Annotated in this window: 14 protein-coding genes; 3 read left to right on the top strand and 11 right to left on the bottom strand. The window is 66.3% G+C overall.

Features of this window, described 5'->3' with window-relative positions; translation table 11 throughout:
• Window positions 1–19: 19 nt before the first annotated feature.
• The 3 genes from T31B1_RS08370 to T31B1_RS08360 are packed head-to-tail and all read left to right on the top strand — an operon-like array spanning window position 20 to window position 9,746.
• Entirely contained in the window at window positions 20–8,083 is an 8,064-nt protein-coding gene (locus T31B1_RS08370; protein ID WP_353249030.1) for a non-ribosomal peptide synthetase/type I polyketide synthase, read from the top strand.
• Between the two features lie 7 nt (window positions 8,084–8,090).
• Window positions 8,091–8,888, top strand: coding sequence for an alpha/beta hydrolase family protein (locus T31B1_RS08365; RefSeq protein WP_353249029.1), 798 nt, complete (start codon window positions 8,091–8,093; stop codon window positions 8,886–8,888).
• A 6-nt stretch (window positions 8,889–8,894) separates the two neighbouring features.
• Window positions 8,895–9,746 (top strand): alpha/beta hydrolase family protein, encoded by an 852-nt coding sequence (locus T31B1_RS08360; RefSeq protein ID WP_353249028.1) that lies wholly within the window; start codon window positions 8,895–8,897, stop codon window positions 9,744–9,746.
• On the opposite strand, the gene T31B1_RS08355 is transcribed toward T31B1_RS08360, so the two are convergent.
• From T31B1_RS08355 to T31B1_RS08305, 11 genes are all read right to left on the bottom strand, one after another.
• Window positions 9,721–10,398: a 4'-phosphopantetheinyl transferase family protein gene (locus tag T31B1_RS08355; RefSeq protein ID WP_353249027.1), complete on the bottom strand. Its 678-nt coding sequence runs from the start codon at window positions 10,396–10,398 to the stop codon at window positions 9,721–9,723. The genes T31B1_RS08360 and T31B1_RS08355 overlap by 26 nt on opposite strands.
• Entirely contained in the window at window positions 10,395–11,846 is a 1,452-nt protein-coding gene (locus T31B1_RS08350; protein ID WP_353249026.1) for an oligosaccharide flippase family protein, read from the bottom strand. The genes T31B1_RS08355 and T31B1_RS08350 overlap by 4 nt, the downstream gene beginning before the upstream one ends.
• A gap of 70 nt (window positions 11,847–11,916) precedes the next feature.
• Window positions 11,917–13,098: an outer membrane beta-barrel protein gene (locus tag T31B1_RS08345; RefSeq protein ID WP_353249025.1), complete on the bottom strand. Its 1,182-nt coding sequence runs from the start codon at window positions 13,096–13,098 to the stop codon at window positions 11,917–11,919.
• Window positions 13,079–14,476: an undecaprenyl-phosphate glucose phosphotransferase gene (locus tag T31B1_RS08340; protein ID WP_353249024.1), complete on the bottom strand. Its 1,398-nt coding sequence runs from the start codon at window positions 14,474–14,476 to the stop codon at window positions 13,079–13,081. Before T31B1_RS08340 ends, T31B1_RS08345 begins: the two co-directional genes overlap by 20 nt.
• Window positions 14,473–15,354, bottom strand: coding sequence for a glycosyltransferase family 2 protein (locus T31B1_RS08335; RefSeq protein ID WP_353249023.1), 882 nt, complete (start codon window positions 15,352–15,354; stop codon window positions 14,473–14,475). The genes T31B1_RS08340 and T31B1_RS08335 overlap by 4 nt, the downstream gene beginning before the upstream one ends.
• A gap of 53 nt (window positions 15,355–15,407) precedes the next feature.
• Entirely contained in the window at window positions 15,408–16,595 is a 1,188-nt protein-coding gene (locus T31B1_RS08330) for a glycosyltransferase family 4 protein (protein WP_353249022.1), read from the bottom strand.
• Window positions 16,592–18,466: an asparagine synthase (glutamine-hydrolyzing) gene (gene asnB, locus T31B1_RS08325; protein ID WP_353249021.1), complete on the bottom strand. Its 1,875-nt coding sequence runs from the start codon at window positions 18,464–18,466 to the stop codon at window positions 16,592–16,594. The genes T31B1_RS08330 and asnB overlap by 4 nt, the downstream gene beginning before the upstream one ends.
• Before the next feature lie 102 nt (window positions 18,467–18,568).
• On the bottom strand, window positions 18,569–19,684 hold the full coding sequence (locus T31B1_RS08320; RefSeq protein WP_353249020.1) for a glycosyltransferase family 4 protein: 1,116 nt from the start codon (window positions 19,682–19,684) through the stop codon (window positions 18,569–18,571).
• A 3-nt stretch (window positions 19,685–19,687) separates the two neighbouring features.
• A complete protein-coding gene (locus T31B1_RS08315) occupies window positions 19,688–21,550 on the bottom strand; it encodes an ulvan lysase-like protein (RefSeq protein WP_353249019.1) in 1,863 nt (620 codons plus the stop codon).
• On the bottom strand, window positions 21,547–22,983 hold the full coding sequence (locus tag T31B1_RS08310; protein WP_353249018.1) for a BNR-4 repeat-containing protein: 1,437 nt from the start codon (window positions 22,981–22,983) through the stop codon (window positions 21,547–21,549). The genes T31B1_RS08315 and T31B1_RS08310 overlap by 4 nt, the downstream gene beginning before the upstream one ends.
• Window positions 22,980–24,308, bottom strand: a complete 1,329-nt coding sequence (locus T31B1_RS08305) for an O-antigen ligase family protein (protein WP_353249017.1) — start codon at window positions 24,306–24,308, stop codon at window positions 22,980–22,982. Before T31B1_RS08305 ends, T31B1_RS08310 begins: the two co-directional genes overlap by 4 nt.
• Window positions 24,309–24,325 lie beyond the last annotated feature (17 nt).

The following is a 24,325-nucleotide window of genomic DNA, read 5'->3' as shown; positions in this document are numbered from 1 at the left end:
TCACCAGGGGGCATCAGGCATGGGGGACAATGCACAACGTATTGCCGTCGTGGGCATGGGCGGTCGTTTTCCGGGCGCGCGGAACACCGACGAATTCTGGGCCAATCTGCTTGCCGGGCGTGAATCGATCGTCGCGCTCAACGCCGATCAGTTGCGTCCCTACGAGCCGGATATCGACCGCCTGATGGCGCGGGCCGATTTCGTGACCGCACGCGGCATGCTCGACGATGTCGATCTGTTCGATGCGCGCTTTTTCGGTTTCGCACCGCGCGAAGCGGCCACGCTCGATCCGCAGCAACGGCTGTGGCTCGAATCGGCCTGGGGGGCACTCGAGCAGGCCGGCGTCGATCCGAAGCGCTTCGACGGCCCGATCGGCGTATTCGCCGGTGCCGGCAACATGGAGCAGTACATGCTCTATCACATGCTGGCCGATCGTCAGGCGATCGAGAATCAGGTCAAGTTACGCACGCCCGAGGCGTTCGCCGCCATGATCGCCAGCGGCAAGGATTATCTACCCAGCCGTACCGCCTACAAGTTCGACCTGCGCGGCCCGGCCGTGAACGTACAGACCGCCTGCTCGACGGCGCTCGTAGCGGTTCATATGGCGTGCCAGAGCCTGCTGGCCTTCGAAAGCGATATCGCCATCGCCGGCGGCGTGTCCATCGGTCTGCCACAGGCACAGGGCTATATCGCCCAGGAGGGGGGGATCCGCTCGCTCGACGGTCACTGTCGTCCGTTCGACGCACGGGCCTGCGGCACCGTGTTCTCGAGCGGGCTGGGTGTGTTCGTGCTCAAGCGCTACGAAGACGCGCTCACCGACGGCGACGAGATGCTCGCGGTCATCCGCGGTAGTGCGATCAACAACGACGGCGCCGACAAGGTCAGCTACGGTGCGCCCAGCGCGGCCGGTCAGGGCGAAGTCGTCGCCATGGCCCAGGCCGTGGCCGATGTGCACCCCGACGAGATCGGCTATGTGGAAACCCATGGCACCGCCACCCCGCTGGGGGACCCGATCGAAATCGATGGCCTGACCCAGGCCTGGCGTCGCAAGAGCGACGCGGTCGGGCAGGTGATGCTGGGCTCGGTCAAGTCGAACGTCGGCCACCTGGATGCGGCGGCCGGTGCGGCGGGTCTAATCAAGACCATCCAGGCGCTGCGCCACGGCAAGATCCCGGCCACGTTGCATTACAGCGAGCCGAACCCGCGTATCGCCTTCGACGGTTCGCCGTTCCGGGTGGCCGCACAGCTGAGCGACTGGCCCGCCGACGGGCTGCGTGTGGCCGGCGTATCGTCGTTCGGCGTAGGCGGAACCAACGCGCATGTCGTGGTCGAACAGGCACCGGCGCCGCAGGCGAGTGTGCCTGCGCCCGGCGCCGCTCAGCTGCTGGTGTTGTCGGCGAAAAGCGCACCGGCACTGGCACGGCGCTGTCTCGATCTCGCCGACTGGCTCGAGGAACATACCGATGCGCCCATGGCCGATGTCGCCTGGACGCTGGCCATCGGCCGCGCCGAGATGAGCCACCGTGTCAGTGTGGTAGCCGCCAACGCCTCCGAAGCTGCCCAGGCGCTGCGTACGGCCGCCAAGCGCGCCGAGCAGGTTGCGCCCACCGAGGCCGACCAGCCGCCGGTCGCGTTTCTGTTTCCAGGCCAGGGTGCACAGCACCCCGGTATGGCACGTGCACTCTACGAACGGCCCGGCGTCTTCCGCGACACCATCGATCGCCTGGCCGAGCTCCTTGTCGGCGATCTCGGCGTGGATATCCGAACGCTGCTCTACCCCGACACCCCCGATGCGGACGCCGATGCCCGGCTGCGCGATACCGGCATCGCGCAACCGGCACTGTTCGTCGTCGAACTCGCGCTGGCGCGGCTGTGGGCCCAGTGGGGCATCGAGCCGCAGGCAATGCTCGGCCACAGCGTGGGCGAGTTCGTCGCCGCCTGTCTGGCCGGCGTGTTCACCGAAGCCGAGGCCTGTCGCATCCTGGCGGTGCGGGCCGGGCTGATGGCCGACATGCCCGGCGGTTCGATGCTTGCCGTACGGCGCAGCGAAGCCGACGTTGCGCCGCTGCTGTCCGACGAGATCGCGCTGGCGGCGGTCAACGGCCCGGCGCTGTGTATCGTCTCCGGCCCGGATGCCGCGATCGATGCGCTCGCCGGTCGGCTGGCCGACGACGGCGAGGAGCCGATTCGTCTGCATACATCGCACGCCTTTCACTCACCGATGATGGACGGTGTACTGGAGCCGTTCATGCAGACCTTGCGCCAGGCCGCGCTGGCCGCGCCCGGGGCCGCTCTGGTGTCGTGTCGGACGGCCGACTGGATGGAGGCCGGCCAGGCTACCGACCCGGCCTACTGGGCCGACCAGCTCCGCTCGACCGTGCGTTTTTCGCCGGCTTTCGAGCGTCTGCTGGAAGATCCGGCGCGGGTCTATATCGAATGCGGCCCGAGCCAGAACCTCAGCGCGGTGGCGCGCCAGCATCGCATCGACGGTCGCGCGCCGCTGTGTGTGGCCAGTCAGGGCCATGCCGCGAGCGAAACGCCGGCTGACCGGGCGATGCTGGCCGCCGTGGGCGAGCTCTGGGCCGCCGGGGTGACGCCGGACTGGCACGGCGTGTTCGAAACCGAAACCCATCCGCGGCGGCGTGTGCATCTGCCGACGTATCCGTTCGAACGCGAAAGACACTGGATCGAGCCGCCGCTTGCCGCCGGTGTCGACCGCGCAGCGCCGGCGCCGGTTACGTCTTCCGGCGGGCATGCGATCGACACGCCCGAGACGGCCACCGCGGCTGCGCCGCCGTCGTTGCCTCCGGCCGGTGGCTCGCCGCCCGATCGCGCGGCGTATCTGCGCGACACCCTGCGCGACATCTTTCACACGCTGTCCGGTATCACGATCGGGGCCGACGAGGCTGACCGCAGCTTTGCCGCGCTGGGCATGGATTCGCTGTTTCTTACCCAGGTCGCCGCCGAGATCTCGCAACGTTTCGAGATCAACCTGCGCTTCAGGCAATTGCTTGACGAACTCAACACCCTGGCGCGTCTCGGCGCGCATCTGGACGCCAACCTGCCCGCCGGCCGGTTCGAGCCGCCCACGGCGCCGGCCAAGGCGCCCATGATCGAACAAACAAATGGGCCGGGCGCTCCGATACCGGCCGGTCCGATTCCGGTCAATGCCAGCACGAGCGCCGGCGGCGGGGCGACCGAACGCCTGATCGAGCAGCAGCTGGAGATCATGCGCCAGCAGCTGGCCGTACTGGGCGGCCAGGGCGGCCAAGTCGGCGAGCGCGGCGAGGCGGCGCCAGCCGTATCGTCATCACCGGTCGTGCACGCCCGCATCGATCGCGCGGCGCAGGGCCGCAATCTGGCGGCGACATCCGCCGATCGATTCGGGCCCTACAAACGGATCAACGTCGATCGCGACGGCGGCCTCGACAACGCTCAGCAGGCGTTTCTCGACAGTCTGATCGACGATCTGACCCGGCGCACGAACGCTTCCAAGCGGCTGGCCGCAAAGGCGCGCCGGCACCTGGCCGATCCGCGCGGCGTCGCCAACTTCCGCCGCAGCTGGAAGGAGCTGGTCTATCAGATCGCGGCCGACCGGACCCACGGCGCGCGCATGATCGATATCGACGGCAATGAATACATCGATATCACCATGGGCTTCGGCATCGGCTTTCTGGGCCATTCCCACCCGGTGGTGGTCGATGCCGTGCAGGCCCAGCTGCAGCGCGGCTTCGAGACGGGCCCACAGACGCCGCTCGCCCCGCGGGTTGCCGAAAAATTCTGTCGTATCGTCGGCCAGGAGCGCGTGACGTTCTGCAACACCGGCTCGGAAGCCGTTATGGCCGCGCTGCGCTGTGCGCGCACGGTGACCGGCAAGAACAAGATCGTCTACTTCACCGGCGACTATCACGGCACATTCGACGAGGTGCTCGGCCGGGCCCACCTGGCCGACGATACGCTGTCGACGCGCCCGGCAGCACCCGGCATCGTCCAGGCCTCGGTCGACAACGCCATCGTGCTCGACTACGGCCAGCCGGCCTCGCTCGATATCGTGCGCGCACATATCGACGAGATCGCCGCGATACTGGTCGAACCGGTACAGAGCCGGCATCCGGAGGTGCAGCCCGTCGAGTTCGTGCGTGAGCTGCGCCGGATCACCGCGCAATCCGGGGCGGCGCTCATTCTCGACGAGGTGATTACCGGCTTTCGTTGCGCCCCCGACGGACTGAACGGGCTCTGGGGTATTGATGCGGACATGTGCACCTACGGCAAGATCGTGGGCGGCGGTTTGCCGATCGGCGCGCTGGCCGGCAAGTCGCGCTGGCTGGACAGCATCGACGGCGGGGCCTGGGACTACGGTGACGACTCCGTGCCGGAAGCCCCGATGACCTTCTTCGCCGGCACGTTCGTGCGGCACCCGCTGGTCATGGCTGCCGCCGATGCCGTTCTCGATTTCCTCGAATCCGACGGCGGCCGACTGCAGGCCGATCTGGACCGGCGTACTGCGGCCTTCGCCGACGAACTCAACGCGTTCTTCTCCGGGCGCGGCGTGCCGGTGCGCATCCGCTGTTTCAGCTCCTGGTTCCGCTTCGACGTGCCGGGCGACCAGCCGTTCGTGCAGCTGATGTTCTATCGCATGCTCGCCGAAGGCATCTATATCCGCGACGGCGGTCAGAACTGCTTTTTCTCCATCGCCCACAGCGACGCCGACATCGCCCGCGTCGCCGAAGTCGTGCGCGACAGCGTCGTCGCGCTGCAGGCCGCCGGCTTCATGCCCACCGTGGATGCCGTGGCTCACGACGAGGCGGCGGCACCGGCACGGGCAGTCGCGCGGATGCCGCGGCCCCGGCAGGATGCGCCGGACGGCCTGGCGGTGGGGGAGGCGATCGATCTCACCGAGGCCCAGCGCGAGATCTGGCTCGCCCAGGCGGTGCGCCCGGAGATCGCGCATGCCTACAACGAGCTGGTGTATCTCGATTTGTGCGGCGCGCTCGAGCCGGTGGCATTCGAAGCCGCGGTCCAGGCCATGGCCGAGCGCCACGAAGCGTTGTCGCTTCGTTTCGCGGGCGACGGCGAGACCCAGCGGCGTATCGATGCAGTGCCGATCCCCGTCGAGTGGCTCGACTGTCGCGACGCCGCGGATCCCGAAGCCGACGCCATGGACGCGATCCAGGCGTTGGGGCGCATGGATTTCGATCTCGCCGGTCGCGATCCGCTGATGCGTTTGCGGGTCTGCCGTATAGCCGACACGCGCCATTTCGCAGCGCTCGTCGTGCACCACCTGCTTTGCGACGGCTGGTCGGCGGTCGTGCTGTTTGCCGATCTCGCGGCGTTATATTCAGCACGCGTGGACGCCCGGCCGGCCGAGCTCGCGACGCCCATCCCGTTCTCCCGTTATGCCCGCGCCCAGTTCGATCGGGTTCAGGAAAGCACACGCCAGCTGGCTTACTGGACGGCGCTGTATGCCGATCCACCGGCACCGCTGGCGCTGCCCACGCGGGCGCCGCGCGAACGCGCCGATGCCGCACCGGCCGGTAATCGCCTGCACGACATCCCGCCCGCTCTACAGGCCGGAGTACGTGCCTGTGCGGCGCGCGAGAACGCCACCGCATTTTCGGTATACATGGCCGCTTATGCAGTGCTGCTGTGCCGGTTGGCCGGCCAGTCGGAGGTCGTGATCGCCATGCCGGTGGCCGGCCAGGCGTTGGAAGGCCACGATGCGCTGGTGGGCCACTGTGTCCAGCTGCTGCCTCTACGACTGAGCTGTGTTGCCGACGAAGCCTTTGCGAATGTCGTGGTGCGCGTACGCGATGCGATCACCCAGGCCTGCATCCATGCCGACTGTACCTATGGGCAGATCATTCGCGCGCTGAAGCTCGAACGCGACCCGGCGCGGCTGCCGCTGGCCGAGGTCGTGTTCAATTTCTCGCCTACCGGCGAGCCATTGAAATTCAGCGGCCTGAGCGCGGACCTGCACGAAGCGCCCAAGACCCAGGTCAATTTCGATCTGCATTTCAACCTCACCCAGAACGACGACCGCCTGCTGCTGCACTGCGACTACAACGCCGATCTGTTCGACGGGGCGGTGGTCGACCGCTGGATCGCCGCCTACGACCGGATTCTGGGCGAAGTGAGCGAGCGGCCCGACGTGATGGTGCATGATTTGTCGCTGGACCCGGCGTCTGCGCCGTCGCCGCCGGTGGAGGATTTCAACCCTGCGCCGATCGTCTTCGACGACGAGGTGGATATCGCCGGGCTGTTTCGCGCTCAGGCCACGGCAACGCCCACGGCCACAGCGGTATGCCATGGCGAGGCGCGCTGGGATTACGCGCGTCTGGATCGTGCCTCGGACGCGGTCGCGGCCGCGCTCGCGAGCCAGGGCGTTGCACCCGGGGCACGGGTCGGGCTGTGCGTGAGCCGCGGCCCGGCGATGGTCGCCGGCCTGTTCGGCATCCTCAAGGCCGGTGCGGCCTATGTGCCGATGGATCCGGACTATCCGGTCGAGCGACTGCGCTTCATGGCCGAGGACAGCGGCGCACCGCTGATCCTGTCCGACGGCCGTGTACCGGATCTGGGCTTGCAACGCACCGATATCGACGAGGCGATGGCCTGCGAGGATGCCCCGCCCGAGCCGGGCGTCGATCCAGACCGCATCGCCTATATCATCTATACCTCGGGCTCGACCGGCCGCCCGAAGGGCGTGCTTGTGCGTCAGCGCAATCTGCTCGGATTTCTCGCCTGGTCGCGGACCGCGTTCTCCGACGCGGAGCTCGAAGGCGTGCTGGGTTCGGCCTCGATCTGTTTCGATTTCTCGGTGTTCGAGATCTTCGTACCGCTGTGTGCCGGCGGCACGCTGGTACTTATCGACAATCTGCTGTCGCTGGTGGAGCCCCCGTCTGCGAAGGTGACCATGGTCAGCGGTGTGCCCTCGGCCATGGTCGAGCTATTGCGCCACGCCACGCTGCCGGCGACGGCGCGCACCGTCTGTGTCGGCGGTGAAGCGGTCCATGCCAGTCTTGTCGAACAACTGCATGCCCAGAACGGCGTGACCCGCGTGCTGGATGTCTACGGGCCAACCGAAGCGACGATCTTCACCACGGTAGGCGAGCGCACGCCGGGTGCTGCGCCAAGCATCGGCCGGCCCATTGCCGGCTGGCGCGTGCATATCGTGGATGCACAGGACCGTGCGCTCGGCGCGGGCGCCGAGGGCGAGCTGCTGATCGGCGGCGTCGGGGTGTCCGCGGGCTATATCGATCGCGACGATCTCACCGCGGCTCGTTTCGTGCCGGACGTATGGGCCGGCGGCTCGGGCTTGGTCTATCGTACCGGTGATATTGCCCGGTGGCGGGCCGACGGCCAGATCGAATATGTCGGCCGTGCCGATAATCAGGTCAAGATCCGCGGGTTTCGGATCGAGCTCGGCGAGATCGAGACGATGCTCGAATCGCATGCGAGCGTGGATCGCTGTGCGGTGGCCGTTCGCGAGGCCGAGCCGGGCGACCGTCAGCTGGTGGCCTATTGGCAGCCGCAGGCCGATTCGGTAGCGGTAGAACCGGCGGCGCTGCGCCGCTACCTGCGTGAGCGGCTGCCGTTGCACATGGTGCCGCAACAATTCGTCCGGGTCTCGGACTGGCCGACCCTGCCCAACGGCAAGCTCGACCGGGCCGGCCTGCCCAACCCGTTCGCCGACCGCCGCGCCGCTCAGGCCGCGGGCATCGGGGCCGGCGTATCGGCATCACCCGAGTCGATGACGCGGCTCACGCGTGTCTGGTCGGAGGTGCTGGGTTTCGAGGTCTCGGCCAGGGCACACGACACGTTTCTGGATCTCGGCGGCCATTCGCTGCTCGCGGTACGCGCGGTCACCGCGGTGCGTGAGCAATACGACCGCGTCATCCCGGTTCGTTCCATGATGCTCGACAGCCTCGCCCAGCTTGCGGTTCGCCTCGACGCGCCGCCGTCGGCACCCGCAGAGCCCGTTCCCGACGACAGCCCGTCGACATCGCCCGCCGAGCCGCCGCCAGGCAGCCGGAACGGCGGCGGCAACGGGCTGATCTCGCGCTTGGGCTTTGGCAAGCGTCGCTGAGGTCGATTTGCAACCGTTCTTCTTCGGACCTTCGAACAGCCTGTACGGCGCCTACCATCCGGCCGAGATGAACACCACAGCGCCGGAAACGGCGGTGGTGATCTGTCAGAGCATCGGGCACGAATACATGCGCGCGTACCGGGCATGCTGGCAGCTGGCCGAGACGGCCGCGCGGCGCAACGCGCACGTGCTGCGCTTCGACTACGCTGCCACCGGCGATTCCCAGGGACGCCAGACCGAGCGCAGCTGGACCGCCTGGGTCGACAGCGTCGGCCACGCGATCGATTGGCTGGCCGACCACACGGGGCTGGTCGACGTGCGTCTGCTGGGGCTACGCGTCGGCGCCCTGATGGGTGCACAGGCGGCGGTGCACTCGCGCTCGGTCAACCGGGCCGTGCTGTGGGATCCGGTGTTCGACGGCGCGCAGTTCATGCACGAGCTCACTGACATGCACGTGACGTATACGCGCGCCATGAACCGCTATCGGCCGCTGCGGCATCGTCATGCCGAACACGATACGGACGAATACCTAGGCTTCCATCTGCCGCGGCCGGTCACGGATGCGCTGGCCGAGGCACGCCTGTCCCGGATGCTTCCGCGCGGAGCCGTGGACTGGCATTTGGCGTGTTCCAGTGGCCTGGAGACAGCCGATGACGACCTGCTGACCCATCTCGCCCATCGCGGCGGGCGCTGCGTCGCGCTGCCCGAACCCATGGACTGGCACGACGTCGACGCCCAGTACCGCCGCCTCACGCTGCCCCGGTCCACGAACACGCTGCTCGACCTGCTTCTGGAATCGTCTTAAAGCCTCATGGAAACCGCCCTGAAATTCGGCCGTGAGGACAACCTCGTCGGCATCCTCGGCCAGCCGACGCAGGCCGTGACACAGACCTCGCCCGGCGTGCTGTTCCTCAACGCCGGCGTCGAGCATCGCGTGGGCCCGCGCGGTCTTTACACAGCGCTCGCTCGGGCACTCAACGATGCCGGCTATGCCACGCTGCGTTTCGATTTCGGCGGGCTGGGCGAAAGCCGCAAGCCGTCGATTCCGGTCTCGTCGGACCGGGTGATCGAGATGCGCAGCGAATGCGCGACCGCGTCCGATACGCTGATCCGGCACGCCGGTGTCGCATCGGTCGTGGTCTGCGGGCTGTGTAGCGGCGCAGACGATGCGTTTCGCTACGCGCTGAGTGATTCACGCGTGGCCGGTGTGGCGATGATCGACGGGTATGCGCTGCCGACGACCGGCTTTCGCATTCGTTATTACCTGCAGCGGCTCGTGTCGCTGCGCCGCTGGCGCAACGCATGGCAGCGCTACCTGCACAGCGAGCGACAGCCGGACGTGCCCGACCCGGGTCTGGCCGCCGACGATCTGTATTTCTTCGCCATGCCGGACCGCGATGCGCTGGCCGGTGATCTGGCGCAGCTGCTCGCGCGCGACGTGCAGCTGTTCTGTGTCTATTCCGGCGGCGTACAGGATGTCTACAACTACGGCTCGCAGTTCGCGGACGCCTTTCCCGATCTCGCGTTCGGGTCCGCCCTGAGCGAGCACTTCGTACCCGCAGCCGACCATACCTTCTCGCGCTCGGACGCGCGGGCCGAACTGATCGCGCGCCTGCGCGACTGGATGGACAGCGCATTCACCGCGCAGACGCGGGCCCGATAATGGCCACCGTGGCGATATAGCGTCCTTCGCCGAGGGTGAAACGCCGGCCGCGTACCGCGGTGATCAACGCCGGATCGATCGCTCCCGGTGTCGCCGGCCGAACATCGAAGCGGTCGGTCTGCCAGCACACTTCGACGTCTAGGAAATCCAGATCCACCGCGCCCAGCGGCGCCAGGCACTTGTAGACCGATTCCTTGGCGCTGAAGCTCGCCAGCCGTTGGTCGTCGGCGCAAAGCCGCGCACGTTCGGCGGCCGTGAAGACGGTCCGGACGGCCGCCGCCGGGAAGTCGGTGAGTGGCTCGATGTCTACGCCGATCGACGCGATGTGTGTGCGCGGTCCGGCCACGGCCAGCGCCAGGCCGGCGGTGTGGGAGAGGCTGCCGCACACGCCGTCGGGCCAGTCGGGCGAGCCGTCGTCGCGGCGGCCCAGCGCGTCCAGGGGGTGGCCGATTCGGTACAGCGCTTGCCGTGCCAGCACGCGCCCGGCCGCGAACTGCCGGCGTCGGAGCTCACCGGCGTCGACGACCAGCGCGCGCTCGGCGGCGGGCAGGGCGTCGGCGTCGCCACGATCCACGCCCGTGTAACCCACGACCCCGTCTGGCAGATGCGCAGCCAGCGTCTGTCGGTCACACGACCGCGTCCTCGACCTCATGCGGCGCGTCGGTTGAACAGACGCGCATGGACCGAGCGTAGGGCCACGCGGTGAAACAGCAACGCCAGTACCGTGTACATCGCAACGCCCAGCAGAATCTGGGCGACAAGCGTCATCCCCGGCGAGAAGGCGCCGGCGAGCCGGCTGCCGACGGCGGCGACGACGCAGCCCATGGCTGCCGCGGACAGCGCGACGGGGCCGATAAGCCGGAGTATCCGGCGGGCGCGCAGATCGAACACCCGGCCGGCCGCTGCGACGTTGAATATCGCCTCGCCGGCGTTGGAGACCAGACGCGCCGCGCCGACGGCCAGCAAGCCCCAATGCGTCAATCCCCACAATGCGATCACCATCAGCCCGAGTTCCAGCGCGGTGGCGGCAAAGGTCAGATCCACGCGCCCGCGCGCGGCGATCGCGCTCTGCAGGAAATTGGTGCAGGCCGTGAGCGCGGCGGCCAGCGACAGGCAGCTGACCAGCGGTCCCGACGGAGCCCAGGCGGCGCCGGCGAGCAGGGTGATGATGGTCGGGCCGCTCGCGGCCAGGCCGATGAACAGCGGCAACAGCAGCAGCGAGGTGCTCGAGAGCGTCTGCTCGACGCTGGCACGTAGTCGGGCCGGGTCGTCCTGTGCGCGCACGTAGAACGACATCGCGATGTTGTGCCCCATGGAGCCGGTGACCCCACGCATGGGCTCGATGATACGCAACGCCATGTTCAGATAGCCGGCGCCGTTGAGTCCGAAGAAGCTGGCGACCAGCCCCTGGAACAACGCATCGGAGATGCGATCGGTACAGCGTACCGCGAACAGCCAGCCGGCAAACGACGACAGATCGCGCAAGCGGTCGCGCGACAGACCGAACCCGAACCTAACCGGACTGCCCGCCATCAGTGCGCTCAGAACCACGAAGGCGGATACGAACCGCACCGCGAGCAGGCTCCACACGCCGACGCCAGACCAGGCCAGGGCAAGACCGACGGCGGTACCGATCGTGTCACCCGAGAGATTGCTCATCGCGATGCGTTTGAATGCGCGCTGACGCCGGGCCAGGGCGGTGTAGATCGAGATGGGGCCCTGGGCGAACAGGATGACGCTGAACCACGCAACCGTCGCTGCCACCGGATACTGTTCCCCCGCCACATGGTCGACGATGAGCCCGACCGTAAAGACAACGCCGCAGATGACCACGCTCAGCGCCGTGACGACGGTCAGCGCCGTACGGAAATGACGACTGTCCACGACCTTGCGCTGGGTCAGCGCCTCCTCGAAAGGCGCGGTGACGATGATCGCGAGCAGCGCGACCAGCACGATCGTCAGCGAAGACTGACCGAAGATGTCGGGCGTGAGCCAGCGCGCGAACAGGACCGTGGCCAGCACCTTGAGCCCGATACGACCGACGGCGTCCAGCGACGACAGCGAGATCCAGCCGAGCATGGGATCGACACGTGTTCCCATCAGCGGCATCGCTCGGCGGATGGACGGTGCAGACCATGACAGTCCTGCATGCTGGCGTATCGCCGATGGTTCATCGGTTCTCCGGATTCGGCGACCAGCGGAACGACAGCCCGCCGGACACCGCGTCGTAGTTTTCGCTGGCCACGTTCGAATCCCGCTGGGTATAGGCTGCGGTGGCGGTGACTGAAAACTGGCGCAGCGGACGATAGATCATCTCTGCGGCCAGTTCGTCCACGGTATCGCTACGTGCGAGATCGGCGCCCAGTGTCTGGTAGACCTGTTCGCGACGGCCAAGGCTTGCGTTGAGTGCCAGCTTCGGGCTGTAGTCCCAGTCGAGCACGAGCCGGCCGCCCGTATCCCGTACGAAATTCGCGTCGACGTCGTCCACCGAGTAGATGAAGCGCGACAGCTCGAGGGTCACATGCGTCTTGGCCGAGAGGGTGCGGATATAGGCCAGCCGGCCAGTCATGCCGCCGAAGTCGCGGTCATCGCGCGTGCCCGCGTCGCGCTCGGTATAACCGAGCTGGCCTTGGATGCGTGATATGCCGCTGTATTCCCAGTCGAAGGTTGCAAAAACGCTGTTCTGGGTAAACGTCGGTGACAGCGGATCGGTGGATACGCGCCCGGGAAAGCGGCCGTCGATGGTTTCGCCGCCGAATCCGAAAACCGAGTCCGGTACGCCCTGATATTGCAGTTCGACGCGAGCCTGGGTCTGTTCGCGGTCGAAGCGCGATTGTTCCGCCAGGCTGTGATCGAGTCTCAGGTGGCTGACCAGCGTTCGGATGCGGTAGTCGGGATGGACCTGGACATAGGTTTCGAGCGTGGGCTCGGAGACGTCGATGAAGTCCGTGATCGCGCGCTGGCGATTATCGAAGTCGTCCAGATAACGCTCGCGACGGTAGCCCAGCGCGCCGTATACGGCATGGCCGAACTGGAACTCCCAGGTCGCACGGCCTTCGTATTCGCTGTGATCGAGCTGATCGTAGCGACGGTAGCGAAACCGGCTGACTTGCCCGGACGCAATCAGGCGCTGACGCGAAACCGGCCAGTCGACCAATGTGCCGATCGACGCCTTGCGGATGGTTTCGCTGCGCGCGCGAGCATTGGGCACCGTCAGCAGATTGTTGTTGTAGGTGGTGCCGTATTCCACGTATGGCCGCACTTCGAGCGCGCCGGCCAGAGTCGTCTGGGAGGCGGCCAGCAGACCGGCGGCCAGCCAGTACCGGCCCGGCTTAGTACGCGGATCGATCACGGAAGACGATCCAGGCCGTGCGCAGGAGAATCGACAGATCCAGGCCCGGCGACCAGTCGCGAATATACTTGAGGTCATGCTCGACGCGTCGTTTCATGGCATCGAGCTCGCGGGTCTCGCCGCGCAGGCCGTTGACCTGGGCGAGGCCAGTCAGGCCGGGCTTGACCTTGTGCCGCACCATGTAACGGTCGACTAGGCTGCGATACTGCTCATTATGGGCCACCGCGTGCGGTCGAGGGCCGACCAGGCTCATATCCCCCTTGAGCACGTTCCAGAATTGCGGCCACTCGTCGATCGAGGTGCGCCGAAGAAATGCGCCCAGTGGGGTAATGCGCTTGTCATCGCGGCTGGCCTGCACAACGACATCGCCGTCCTCGGCCACGGTCATGGTCCGGAACTTGTGAACGTTGATCTCGCGGCCGTCGAGACCGTAACGCTTCTGCGTGAATATGATCGGCGAACCCATCTTGATTCGCACCGCTAGAGCGACCAGCAGGCAAAAAGGCGCGATCGTGATCAGGATCGCAGATGAAAATGCGATATCCATCAGGCGTTTGAGCAGCCCGTCTGCGCCGAAGAACGGGGTTTCGGTGAGTGTGAAGACCGGAATACCGCCGACCTCCGAAAAGCGCATGTAGTCCAGTTGAAACAGATTGGAGTCGGGCACGTAATACACCGAGGCAGTGGTATTGCCCAGCTGCTCGACGACCCGCATCGCTCGACTGGCGCCCTCCAGCGGGAGCACCACGAACACGACCTCGATACGATGCTGATTGACGTAGTTCGCCAGATTCTGTGTATCGCTGACGATTTCCATGCCTGACGGCGGCGGCATGGCGCGTTCGCCGTTGCGGTCCTCTATGAAACCGACCAGGCGGAACTGTGGCGTGTCCAGGTTCGCAAACATCTGCGCCAAGCGATGCGAAGCCGGATTGAGAAACACGATCAACGTGGACCGCGAACGGAGACTGCTCGGGAAAAAGGTCAGGAACAGGCGCCGTACACCCAGATGGGCCACCATGAACCACAGCGGCGTGCTGACCAACCAGAGGAGGATCACGCGCCGCTGAAGATCCTGCGTCTGGCGCGTGAGAAAGCCGATGAACACGAGGCTTGCGGCCAGCACCAGCCAGCTTACCAGCACTCGAGTGCCGATCGAGCCGCTGCGCCCGACCTTCCACTGCCATACCATGCTGTAGCGCCCGAAAAAGGTGAACAGCACCACGAAAACGGCGAAGGCCAGCAGTTGATAGCTGTCATCGAAGACCTGACCGAACAAACGCGCAAGCAGGTACAGATTGCCCACCCCGACCGAAGCGAATACCGCACCGTGAAGTACCGGTGCGAATATGCTGCCGTTGCGGCCGGGCGCAATCATCGGTTGCCCCGGCGCAGCATCGCGCCGAGCCGTGCCAGCTGCCAGCGCCTGAGGCTGTGCCGGAATGCCGTGTCGGGATAACGGGGGCGACGGCGCAACGCCGACCAACCGTAGCCGGCCACGATCAGCAGACCTCCGATGACATAGGGCTTTTCACGCATGCGGAATACGCCCGATGCCAGCGCATACAACGGGTGATAGCCGATGTAGTGGATGCCACGCCCCCAGCGCAACCGGCCGTCGACGATACTGCGCTGGGAGGAGCCCATCAGCCGGTGATGCATGATCACGGCGTCTGGATCGTCGATATTGGCGGTACGCCAGCCGTTCATGCGACAGCGATGGATATCGATACCGTCCCACTGCAGTGTCTGCTCGAAGCCGCCGATCGCCTCGAAGGCACGGCGCCGGTAGAACTTGAACTGCCCGGTCACCATGTCCGGGGCAAGGCGTTCCTCGACGCGGCGTTCGCCTTCAGGCCGGAACACGCGCCCCGATACGGCAGCCAGTGCCGGATCGGCCTCGAATGCCGCGAGCATGCGCTCGATATAACGCGGGCCGAAGGTGATATCGCCGTCGAGCTTGACGATATAGCGATAGTCCGTGCGCCGCGCCTGCGACAGGCCATACCGGAACGCCTCGATCACGCCGCTGCCGACCTGCCGGAAGCCGCGGTCGGGCTTGGCGACGCGGCGCATGAAGGGCTCGCGAGCGGCATGGCGATCGATGATCTCGCCGGTGCCATCGGTGGAACCATCGTCGACGAGCACCCATTCTGCCGGGCGTATGGTCTGCCCACACATGGATTTGATGGTGGCTTCCAGATAGCGCGCCTCGTCGCGCACCGGCGAGATCACCAGAATGGGGGCTGTCTGCAACGAATGGCTCGCCTCGGTCCGGGGTGGCTCGATGTTCGGTGGTGGGGTTGTCGTCATTCGAGCACCCGTTCGTAGGCCGCCAGCAGCTTGGGCACCTCAAAGCGCCAGGCGAGCGTGTCGCGCACGCGCTGTTGGCCGTAGGCCCCCATGGCGTGCCGCAGGTCGGGGTCGTCGATGAGTTGCAAGAGCTTGTCGGCGAAGTCGGCGGTATCGCCCGGTCGCGCATACAGGGACGCCTCTCGGGCCGAAAATCGGCCTTCGGTAAGATCGAATTGCACGCTCGGCTTGCCCAGGGCCATGTACTCCATGATCTTGTTCATGGTCGAGTGGTCGTTCATGGCATTGAGCGGGTCGGGACTGACGCATACGTCGGCAGTGCTGAGCACCGTCATCAGCGCCTCGCCCTCCAGCCGGCCGGGAAAATCCACATGCGCTGCGATATCGAGATCGATTGCCTGCCGGCGCAGTGTCTCGAGTTCGGTGCCGAACCCGACGAGGCAGAACTGGATGTCGTCGCGCCCACGCCGGTGCACGATGTCGGCGATGATTTCGAGCAGGGTGTCCAGACCCTCCTGGCGTCCCATCACCCCGACATAGCCCACGAGGTGCCGACGGCCGCGGCGCAGTGCTTTATCGGCGGGCATGGCCCGGATACGATCGAGATTCGGGCCGCTACGCACCACGAACACGTCTTCCGGTGCCATGCCGCCGCGTTCGATCGCGATACGCCGAAAGGAGTCGTTGGTGGCCAGCGACACCCGCGCCATACGGAACGTCCAGCGCTCGAGCGTGCGCATCAGTCGATAGAAACGATCGCGCCGACCGAATTTAGCCTCGTAGAGCTCGGGGCAGAGGTCGTGATGGTCGAACAGGAACCGCTTGCCCATCAATCGCCAGAAAGCCGCGACGATGAAGATGGTATCCGGCGGGTTGCAGGCGTGGATGACCCGAAAGCCGCGCGTGCAGGCAATCCGCAGCGACAGTACGAGCTGCCAGAACAGCGCGGCGCCGTATTCCAGCGCGTAGCCGGCCGCCGAATCGGCCTCCACGGGCAGCGGATGACGATAGATTGCGATCTCGTCGATGTCCACGCGTGGCTCGTCGTAGCCCGGCGCGCGTGGGCACACGATCGAGACGCGATAGCCGGCGTCGCGCAGGGCACAGGCTTCCTGCCAGACACGCCGGTCAAACGGCAGCGGCAGATTCTCGACGATGATCAGCACGCCGGTGGTGTGACTCATGGGCGCATTTCCAGACAGTGGCGATGCCAGAGTTCGAGGTTGAGCATCGTCCAGATGAGCTTTTCGTGGTTTTGACGGCCGGCCGCGTGTTCGTCGAGCACCCGCGCGACCGCGCCCGGCCGGTAGTAGTCACGGGTACGGGTGGCGTCTGCGATCAAATGCTCGCGTAGATAATCCTGCATCGGCCCGCGGAACCATTCATTGACCGGTACGCGAAAGCCGACTTTGGGTCGGTCGATGATCGCGGCCGGTAGCAATCGGCGCATAGCCTCGCGTAGCAGGTACTTGCCGGTATGCCGACGCAGTCGCCATCGATCCGGCAGGCCCGATACGTACGCGGCCAGTTCTTCGTCGAGAAACGGCATGCGCGCCTCGATCGAGGCCGCCATGGTCATGCGATCGCCGCGCTCGAGCAGGTTGTCGGGCAGCCAGCTGGCCTGGTCGAAGTACAGCGCATGGCGCAGCGCACTGTTACCGGCAACGCGCGCCCAGCGCGCGTCAACCGGGGCACGGTCGACCGATTGCGGCGCGAGCAGGCGCTCGCGCTCGGCGCGGGCCAGCGCGCCGAACCAGCGCGGCAGCCGTTCGTCGGGGTCGGCCAGCCCCAGCGTGGCCGCGACGGTCTTGATACGCCGGTAACGGTAGGGCAGCGATGCGATCGTCGGTTCGATCAGTTTGTGACGTACCGGATCCGGTAGCGCGCCGTAGGCCGGCGCATAACGCTCGAAGGCATGCTTGGGATACCCGGCAAGCAGTTCGTCGCTGCCTTCGCCGGTGAGCACCATCTTGACGTGGCGCCCGGCTTCCAGCGACAGCAGGTAGATCGGAATATCGGCGGTTTCGGCCACAGGCGCATCGCGGAAACGCGTGAGCGCGGGCAGGTGGTCCATGAGATCGTCAGGCGACAGCCGCAGTTCATGATGATCTGCGCCAATGTGTTCGGCCACGGTGCGGGCATGGTCGAGCTCGCTGTAGTCAGCCTCGGCGAAGCCGACCGAGAACGTGCGAATCGGCTGGGTGGACTGGCGCGCCATCAGCGCCACGATCGCGGACGAATCCAGTCCGCCCGACAGGAATGCGCCGTAGGGCACGTCGCTTATCATGCGTATGGCGACCGCATCGGTCAGCCGGTCGAGAAAGCCGTCGACCGGCATTCGGCGATCTGCTGGGGCCGTGGCGCGCGGCTGCGCGTCCGGCGGGGTGAAGTAGCGATGCGTGGTGAGCTCGCCGCGTTCCCAGATTGCATAGCTGCCGGCCGGCAGTTTCTCGATGCCGTCGAACAAGGTGTGCGGCTGTGGCACATAGCGATAGAGGAAATAGTCGCTTAGGACCGTCGGGTCGGCGCATCGCCGCACGCCCGGAAATGCCAGCACGGCCTTGATTTCGGAGCCGAACACCAGGCGCGAACCCTGTCGGTGGAAGAACAGCGGCTTTTTTCCGAACGGATCGCGGGCAAAGATCATCCGGCCGGCGGCTGCATCCCAGAGCGCGAAGGCGAACATGCCGCGAAACCGCGACAGGCAATCGATGCCCCACTGCTTGTAGGCTTGAAGCACGACTGCGGTATCCGAGGCATCGTCGAAGCGGCATCCGCCGGCCACCAGTTCTTTGCGCAACGCCTGGTAGTTGTAGATTTCGCCGTTGTAGACCAGGACGTAATCGGCATCGAACATCGGCTGGCGACCGCCGTCCAGGTCGATGATCGATAGGCGGCAATGAGCGAGCGCGACCTCGCCACCGTCGGCGGTCTCGAACAGATGCTCGCCCGACTGGTCCGGCCCCCGATGCGCGAGGGTGGCCTGCATCGCGCATAACTCGGCGCGCCGCGCGCCGGTAGCGCCGGTCGAGACCCATCCTGTGAAACCGCACATGCGATATATCTCCCCCCGTGTCTCATCGACGGCCTTCGCAATCGTGACTCCGGACCGCCGCCCCGCAGAAATTATGACGTTGAGCCAAGCGTGCGCCAACGCTCAGCGTTTTCGTGCCACCGCGCCGTACACCGCCATTGTCTGAGCGGCGATCGTCGCCCATCCGTATTCGTTATCGACCGCATCCCGGGTCGCTTGTCGCACCCGAGCCAGGCCATCCCGATCGTCGTCGATCCGGCCGATTGCCGAAGTCAGTGCTTCGATGTCCTCGGGCGGCAGCAGAAAGCCGGTGCGACCGTGTTCGATCACCTCCGCCAGTCCGCCCACCGCGGTCGCCATGACGGGTACGCCGTGCGACATGGCCAGCATCAGCACGCCGCTCTGATCGATGCGCCGATAGGGCAGAACCACCAGATCGGCGGCACTGAAGTAGCGGTCTGCGCTGTCGTTGTCGATCCGTCGAAGATCCATGCGCACGTTGGCCGGTGCCACGACCGTGCTCCATTCGTCGAACAGGTCCTCGCCGGCGACCAGCAGCACGATGTCGCGCTGCTCGAGCCGCGCCATGGCCGCCAGCAGCAGGTCGAGGCCTTTGTAGGGCCGGACACGGCCGAAAAACAGCAGTACCAGTGTCTGGTCACCCGTCTCGAGCCCGAGATCACATCGGGCCTGCGCTTTCGGCCACTGCCGGCCGACCATGCGACGCAGATTGCCGTGCGGCACGCGTGCCATGCGTTCGCCCGGCACGCCAAAGCGCTCGAGTTCGGCCTGTGTATGCCGGGTATGCACGATCAACCGGTCTGATCCGCCGTAGATGGTGCGGTAGAGCAGGCGATGATGGGCGCGCCGCTCGTGCGGCAGCGCGTTGTGCGCGGTCCAGACGATCGGTACCGACAGCAGGCGTGCGGCGAGCAGCAGCGGCCAGTCGATATCGGTGTGGCGAAGCGCCTGGATGTGCAGGATATCGGGTCGCCATCGACGCAGCAGGGCGATCAGGCGTGCAAGCGCGCCGAAATGGGCGCGCAGCTTCGCCATCTTGCCCGGCACGCGCGACTGGTCCGGGTACAGACGCTCGATAGCGCAGTCGCATTGTTGCTCGTAGGGGAAATCGGCGCAGACCACGAGCAACACCGCTGACACGTCCGAGCGGGCGGCCAGCGCGCTGGCCAGCTCGGTGCTGTACTCGTAGTGCATGGGGGCGTGGACGAGAATACGCATCGATCAGCAGTCGGTAACGGTGAATATCAGGGTCAGCGCCTGTCGGCCGTGGGCGCCCAAGGCCAGGTGCAGCGGCCGGATCGGCAGTGGCGGCGAATAGGGCTGGATCGGTTCCGCGAGCTGCATCCGGCAGGTGCCCGCGTCGATATGCAGCGTGATCTGCAGTCGAAGGCCGGCACGTTCGACGATCACGTGATGTGCATCGGGCTGCGCGAATCGTGCGTCGGGCATCGCCACAAGCGGTTCGATCAATACATGGTCGCAACGATTCGGCATGAGTTGCAGCCGCTTGACCACTCGGTCGTGTTCGATCGCATAGTCCATCTCGTAGGCCGCACCGCGCTGCCAGATACGCCGTGTGCGCAGACGCCCCCGTGCGTGCACAGCGCTGGGTCCGAGCGGCTCGATGAGCACACGCCTGTCGTGTATCGATCGCAAGTCGCCACTTGCATTGACGAGGCCGGCTGCGCTGGCCTGAGCCTGCGCTGGCATGTGCTCGGCTTCCACCCGCTGATAGACGGCGAAGCCCGCCGCCTGTACCGGGCCGAAACGGTCGTGGTGCAGTCGGGTTAGCGTCGCCCCGGTGGCGGGGGTGATGAAACGATAGGGCAGGCGCGACGAATCGCGCGACTGGCCGCTGAGCGTCATCATCCAGGCGCCGCCGCGCATCACCGTGGTGTCGAGCGAGGCGAGTTGCCACCGACTCGGCGCGGTCGTTTCGCATGGCAACGGCGTATCCGCGGCGGACGCCCGCGGGCTGCTGACTGCGAGTGCCAGCGCGAGATTGGCCGCCCGCGCGAAGCTCGCATAAAGGCAGGGGGGCGGCCCGTCGCCGCCACATGGCGCGCGCTGGAGCAGATCATCGTGCAGACAGCGCTGCAACAGCGTCATGTTGCGCTGACCCGCACGTAGAAAACGCGCGTCGACCGAGGCGAGTCCGGCGGCGAGCATCTGCAGGCCGTGGGCGGTCTGACTGCCCCAGCAGGCGGCCTTGTAACCGCGCGCACCCATGCCGTTGTCGACACTGCCATCGGCATAAAGCAGCGGCAGGTGAGCGGCCGCGCTGGTCGCCACGCGTTCGAGCAGTCCATCGTCCCCGCGATGATGGGCATACAGGGCGAGCACCCCGAGCGTCATATCGAGGTTGTAGCCCGGGTCGATCGCGTCGACTCGGCGAAACGGTTTGGCCCAGCCTGGCGCAGGCTCGTTGACCTCACCAACGATCAGCCCGTCGACGCCGATACGCGACAGGGTGAATTCGAGATAACGCCGAGACCGGTCATCGAAATCGCGGCCCAGCGCGCGCCCACATTCATGAAACATCAGGGCCAGCGTCGCGAGATAGTTGGTGTTCCAGAACTGGCCGTTGCGCGCCGCACCGGGCCAGCGAATACGCCGGCACAGGGCCGCGGCGGCCTGGCCGATATGACCGGTCGGGCGTATGGTCTCGGCCCATGACACGCCCCGTTTGATGGCGTCACGCCAGCGCGGTGCCTCGTCGTTGTTAAGTATCGGCTCCTCTGCGGTCTGCAGCAGACGATAGGCGGTGGCCAGAGCGAGCAGCACGAAGATGGAGATCCCTCGCCACGGATTGGCTTCGGATTCGATCCAGGCGCCATCGACGTTCTGGCGCGCGATCGCCCAACGCCCCAGCCCGCGGGCAGCGTTGGCCCAGTGGCGGTCACCGGTGGCCCGGTACGCCGCGGCGAATGCGACCACCGCTTCGATCGAGCGTATGTGGTGCACGTCGCAGGCGGGGCAGTGCAGGGCCAGGGCATCGTCCTCGACCGGCTCCAGATGAGCGCTCATGCCGCGGCACAGCCGCAGCATGAGGGTGTGCGCCTCTGCGTCGAACCCCCGGCTCATTCGCTATCGCTACGGTGCAATGCCAGGATCGCGATCCGGTCGTCGCGACAGCGGCCACCGGCGTCCAGCTGATTGGCATGGACATAAAAGGCGCGCTCATCCGCCGCTTCGACAACACGCGGATTGCACAAACGGGTCGCGGGGGTCTTGCGGCCGTCGAACACGGTCTGCCAGTCCGAGGCCGGCACGCCGTCGAGATCGACATTCCGCCGCAGCACAGTCAGGCCGCTGGCGAACGCCCATTCGTGGCCCTCGTCGTCGAAACGGATCTGCCAGCCGTCGCGGGGCACGCGCTCGGGCTCGGCCCAGCCGTCGGCGGTGCGGCGGATCGCGTAGCGGCGGCCGTTCAGCGCTTGCACCGTCACCACGGGCACGCCGCCTGCTGTCACGGTCATGCGGGCCGGATTGTAGAAGCCGCGCGGCGACAGGGCGGGCAGGGTGTCCGGGGCGATTCTCTCGGCGTCGTTCAGGCGTATGGGAAGCGTGTAGGCGCTGCCGTCGCTGCGAAAGAACCGCTCGCTGCCGGCCGGGGCGTAGGCATAACTGGGCCGAGTGTTGTCCGGCCCCGAGTTGCCGATACGCCACAGCCACGATGCGTGCATGCCATTGTTAGGGTCGAACGCCAGCCGAATCTGATAGGCCCACCATCCCGGTTCACCCGCGAACGGTCGAGTGAATGTCTCGTTCTGGCCGGGCGGCAGCGCCGCGTCGTCGCGATCGATACGCACCGCGCCGCCGAGCTGGCGCCATTGCCGCGTATCGACGTCGTAGCGGGCGATCGCGCCGGCGAATACCCGTTCCTGCCAGGTGCGCGCGGGAAACAGGGCGTAGCGATAGGTGACGTAGAGTGCGCCGTGGCGGTCGTTGAAGAACGCCGGATAGGTGACCTGCATGCCCGGAATGGCGGCCGTGCCGGGGCCGGGAAATTCCACGTCACGGTGCTGGGAGGCATATCGCTGGTCGCGCGTCATGCGCTGGCCGCGGAAGATGAACGATTCGATCATGCCGGGCTCGGTCGAGACTGCGTATTGCCATGGGACGTAGTGCATTCCATAGGCGACATGTACGTATCCCCGCTCGTCGAGCCCGACCGAGGCCTGGGTGTGGTAGGGATCGTTCGGGGTGGTCGTATCCAGCACATGGCTGCGCCAGCGCCACCGTCCGGTCGCGTCCCGCTCACCACGCCGGATGACCGTTCGCAGGCCGAGCCCGTGCAGCGGCACCGGGGCAGTGCCGGTTTCGACGTTGACGGTATAGATCACGTCGTCCCGATAGGCCAGCGGTGTGGCGAAGACGCTGGCGTTGGCTGCGCTGACCGGGCGCACCGGCAGGACCGTTTCGGCGCGTAGCACCGCCGCCGCAGGAGCGGCGTGCGCCGTCATCGCGAGCACGCCGAGCAGGGCTAGAACACTTCGACAGATCCGGCGTGTCATCGATGGACGCCTCGTTCGGCGCCGGCCGTGGACCATTGCGGCCGCGACACGGCGAGATCGGCGACCGCGCGGCTGAGACTCAGCGACATCACGATCGACAGGAAGAACATGAAATGGATGGGACGGAACAGGCTCGATTCGGCGATATTGCTCAGCAGGAAAAACGCCAAAAACACTGCGTGCAGAACAGCGTTACCACGATCGTGGGATGCCAGCAGGCCGATCTGGCGCAGATGAACGCCAATGAACCCGAGTACCAGGGCCATACCGATCAGACCGGTCTCGTTGAGCACATCCAGATAGCCATCATGCGCCTGCCACAGGATGCCGTACAGGTTCTGCGTCAGCCACGGGGCCGGCCCGCCCGCGCCGAGCCAGAACGCGCCGTAGCCGGTGCCCAGCCAGGGATGCTTGACGATCTCGGCGACCGTCAGCGTCCATATCTGCAAGCGCCCGGTGAGCGTAATGTCGCGGCCCAGCAGATCAGCGACCGGGCGGACGAAATCCTGCCAAGTCGGCACACCGAAAAGAATCAGCACAATGAACGCGCTGCATGCTCCAACCAGTAGCAGCGCGAGCAGCGCAGCGAACAGGCTGTGGCCGAGCGCGATCGGCGGACGCAGCATAAGCCACGTGGCCGGAACGAGCGCGAGCGTGCAGCCGAGCGAAGTCGCCGACTGCGACATCAGCAGCATGCCGAGACAGAAGGCCGTGGCGACGAGCGCACGCAGCGGTGGCCCGTCGCCGACCGCGAGCGCGTGGAGCCACAAAAGGCTGCCGAAACCCGCGAGCAGACCGAGATGATTCTTGCTTTGGGTGACGCCCACCCAGGCATCGTTATACGCCGACACGCGCGCGATCGATGGCGCAACGAACACGGCGACCAGCGAGGCGATCAGGAGTGTTGTTATTCCGAGTCTCAACAGACGACGCAGCCGGTTCGCATCCCAAGCGGCAACCTGAAACGACGCAGCGATCGAAACGCTGCCGACCAGCAGAACGCCCTTGCGCAGCGTGACGCCGGGATAGCCCGACCACGTCATGCTCAGCAGTGCCCAGGCAATGAAGCCCAGCAGAAAGGGATTGACGAAACGCAACAACGCATACGCCACTTCACGACGGGCCCAGATCAGCAGCGCGGAGGCGGCGAATAGTGGCAACCATTGCAATCGCCGCAGCGCGGAGCCTTCCCGTGCCGCGACTTCCTCCCCGGTTTGCCAGCTCAGTCCCTCCGGCAGGACGGCGAAAAAAAGCGCCAACAGCAACAGGATGGCGAGCGTTGCGGCGAAGCGCCGGTCGTGGCCTTCTGCCGGGTGCATGTTCATGGGCGTCGGCAGATCCG

Origin of the sequence: Salinisphaera sp. T31B1 (assembly GCF_040361275.1) — a bacterium.
Lineage (GTDB): Bacteria > Pseudomonadota > Gammaproteobacteria > Nevskiales > Salinisphaeraceae > Salinisphaera.
The sequence above is the reverse complement of the archived record's forward strand: the minus strand, read 5'-3'. Positions and strand labels throughout refer to the sequence as shown.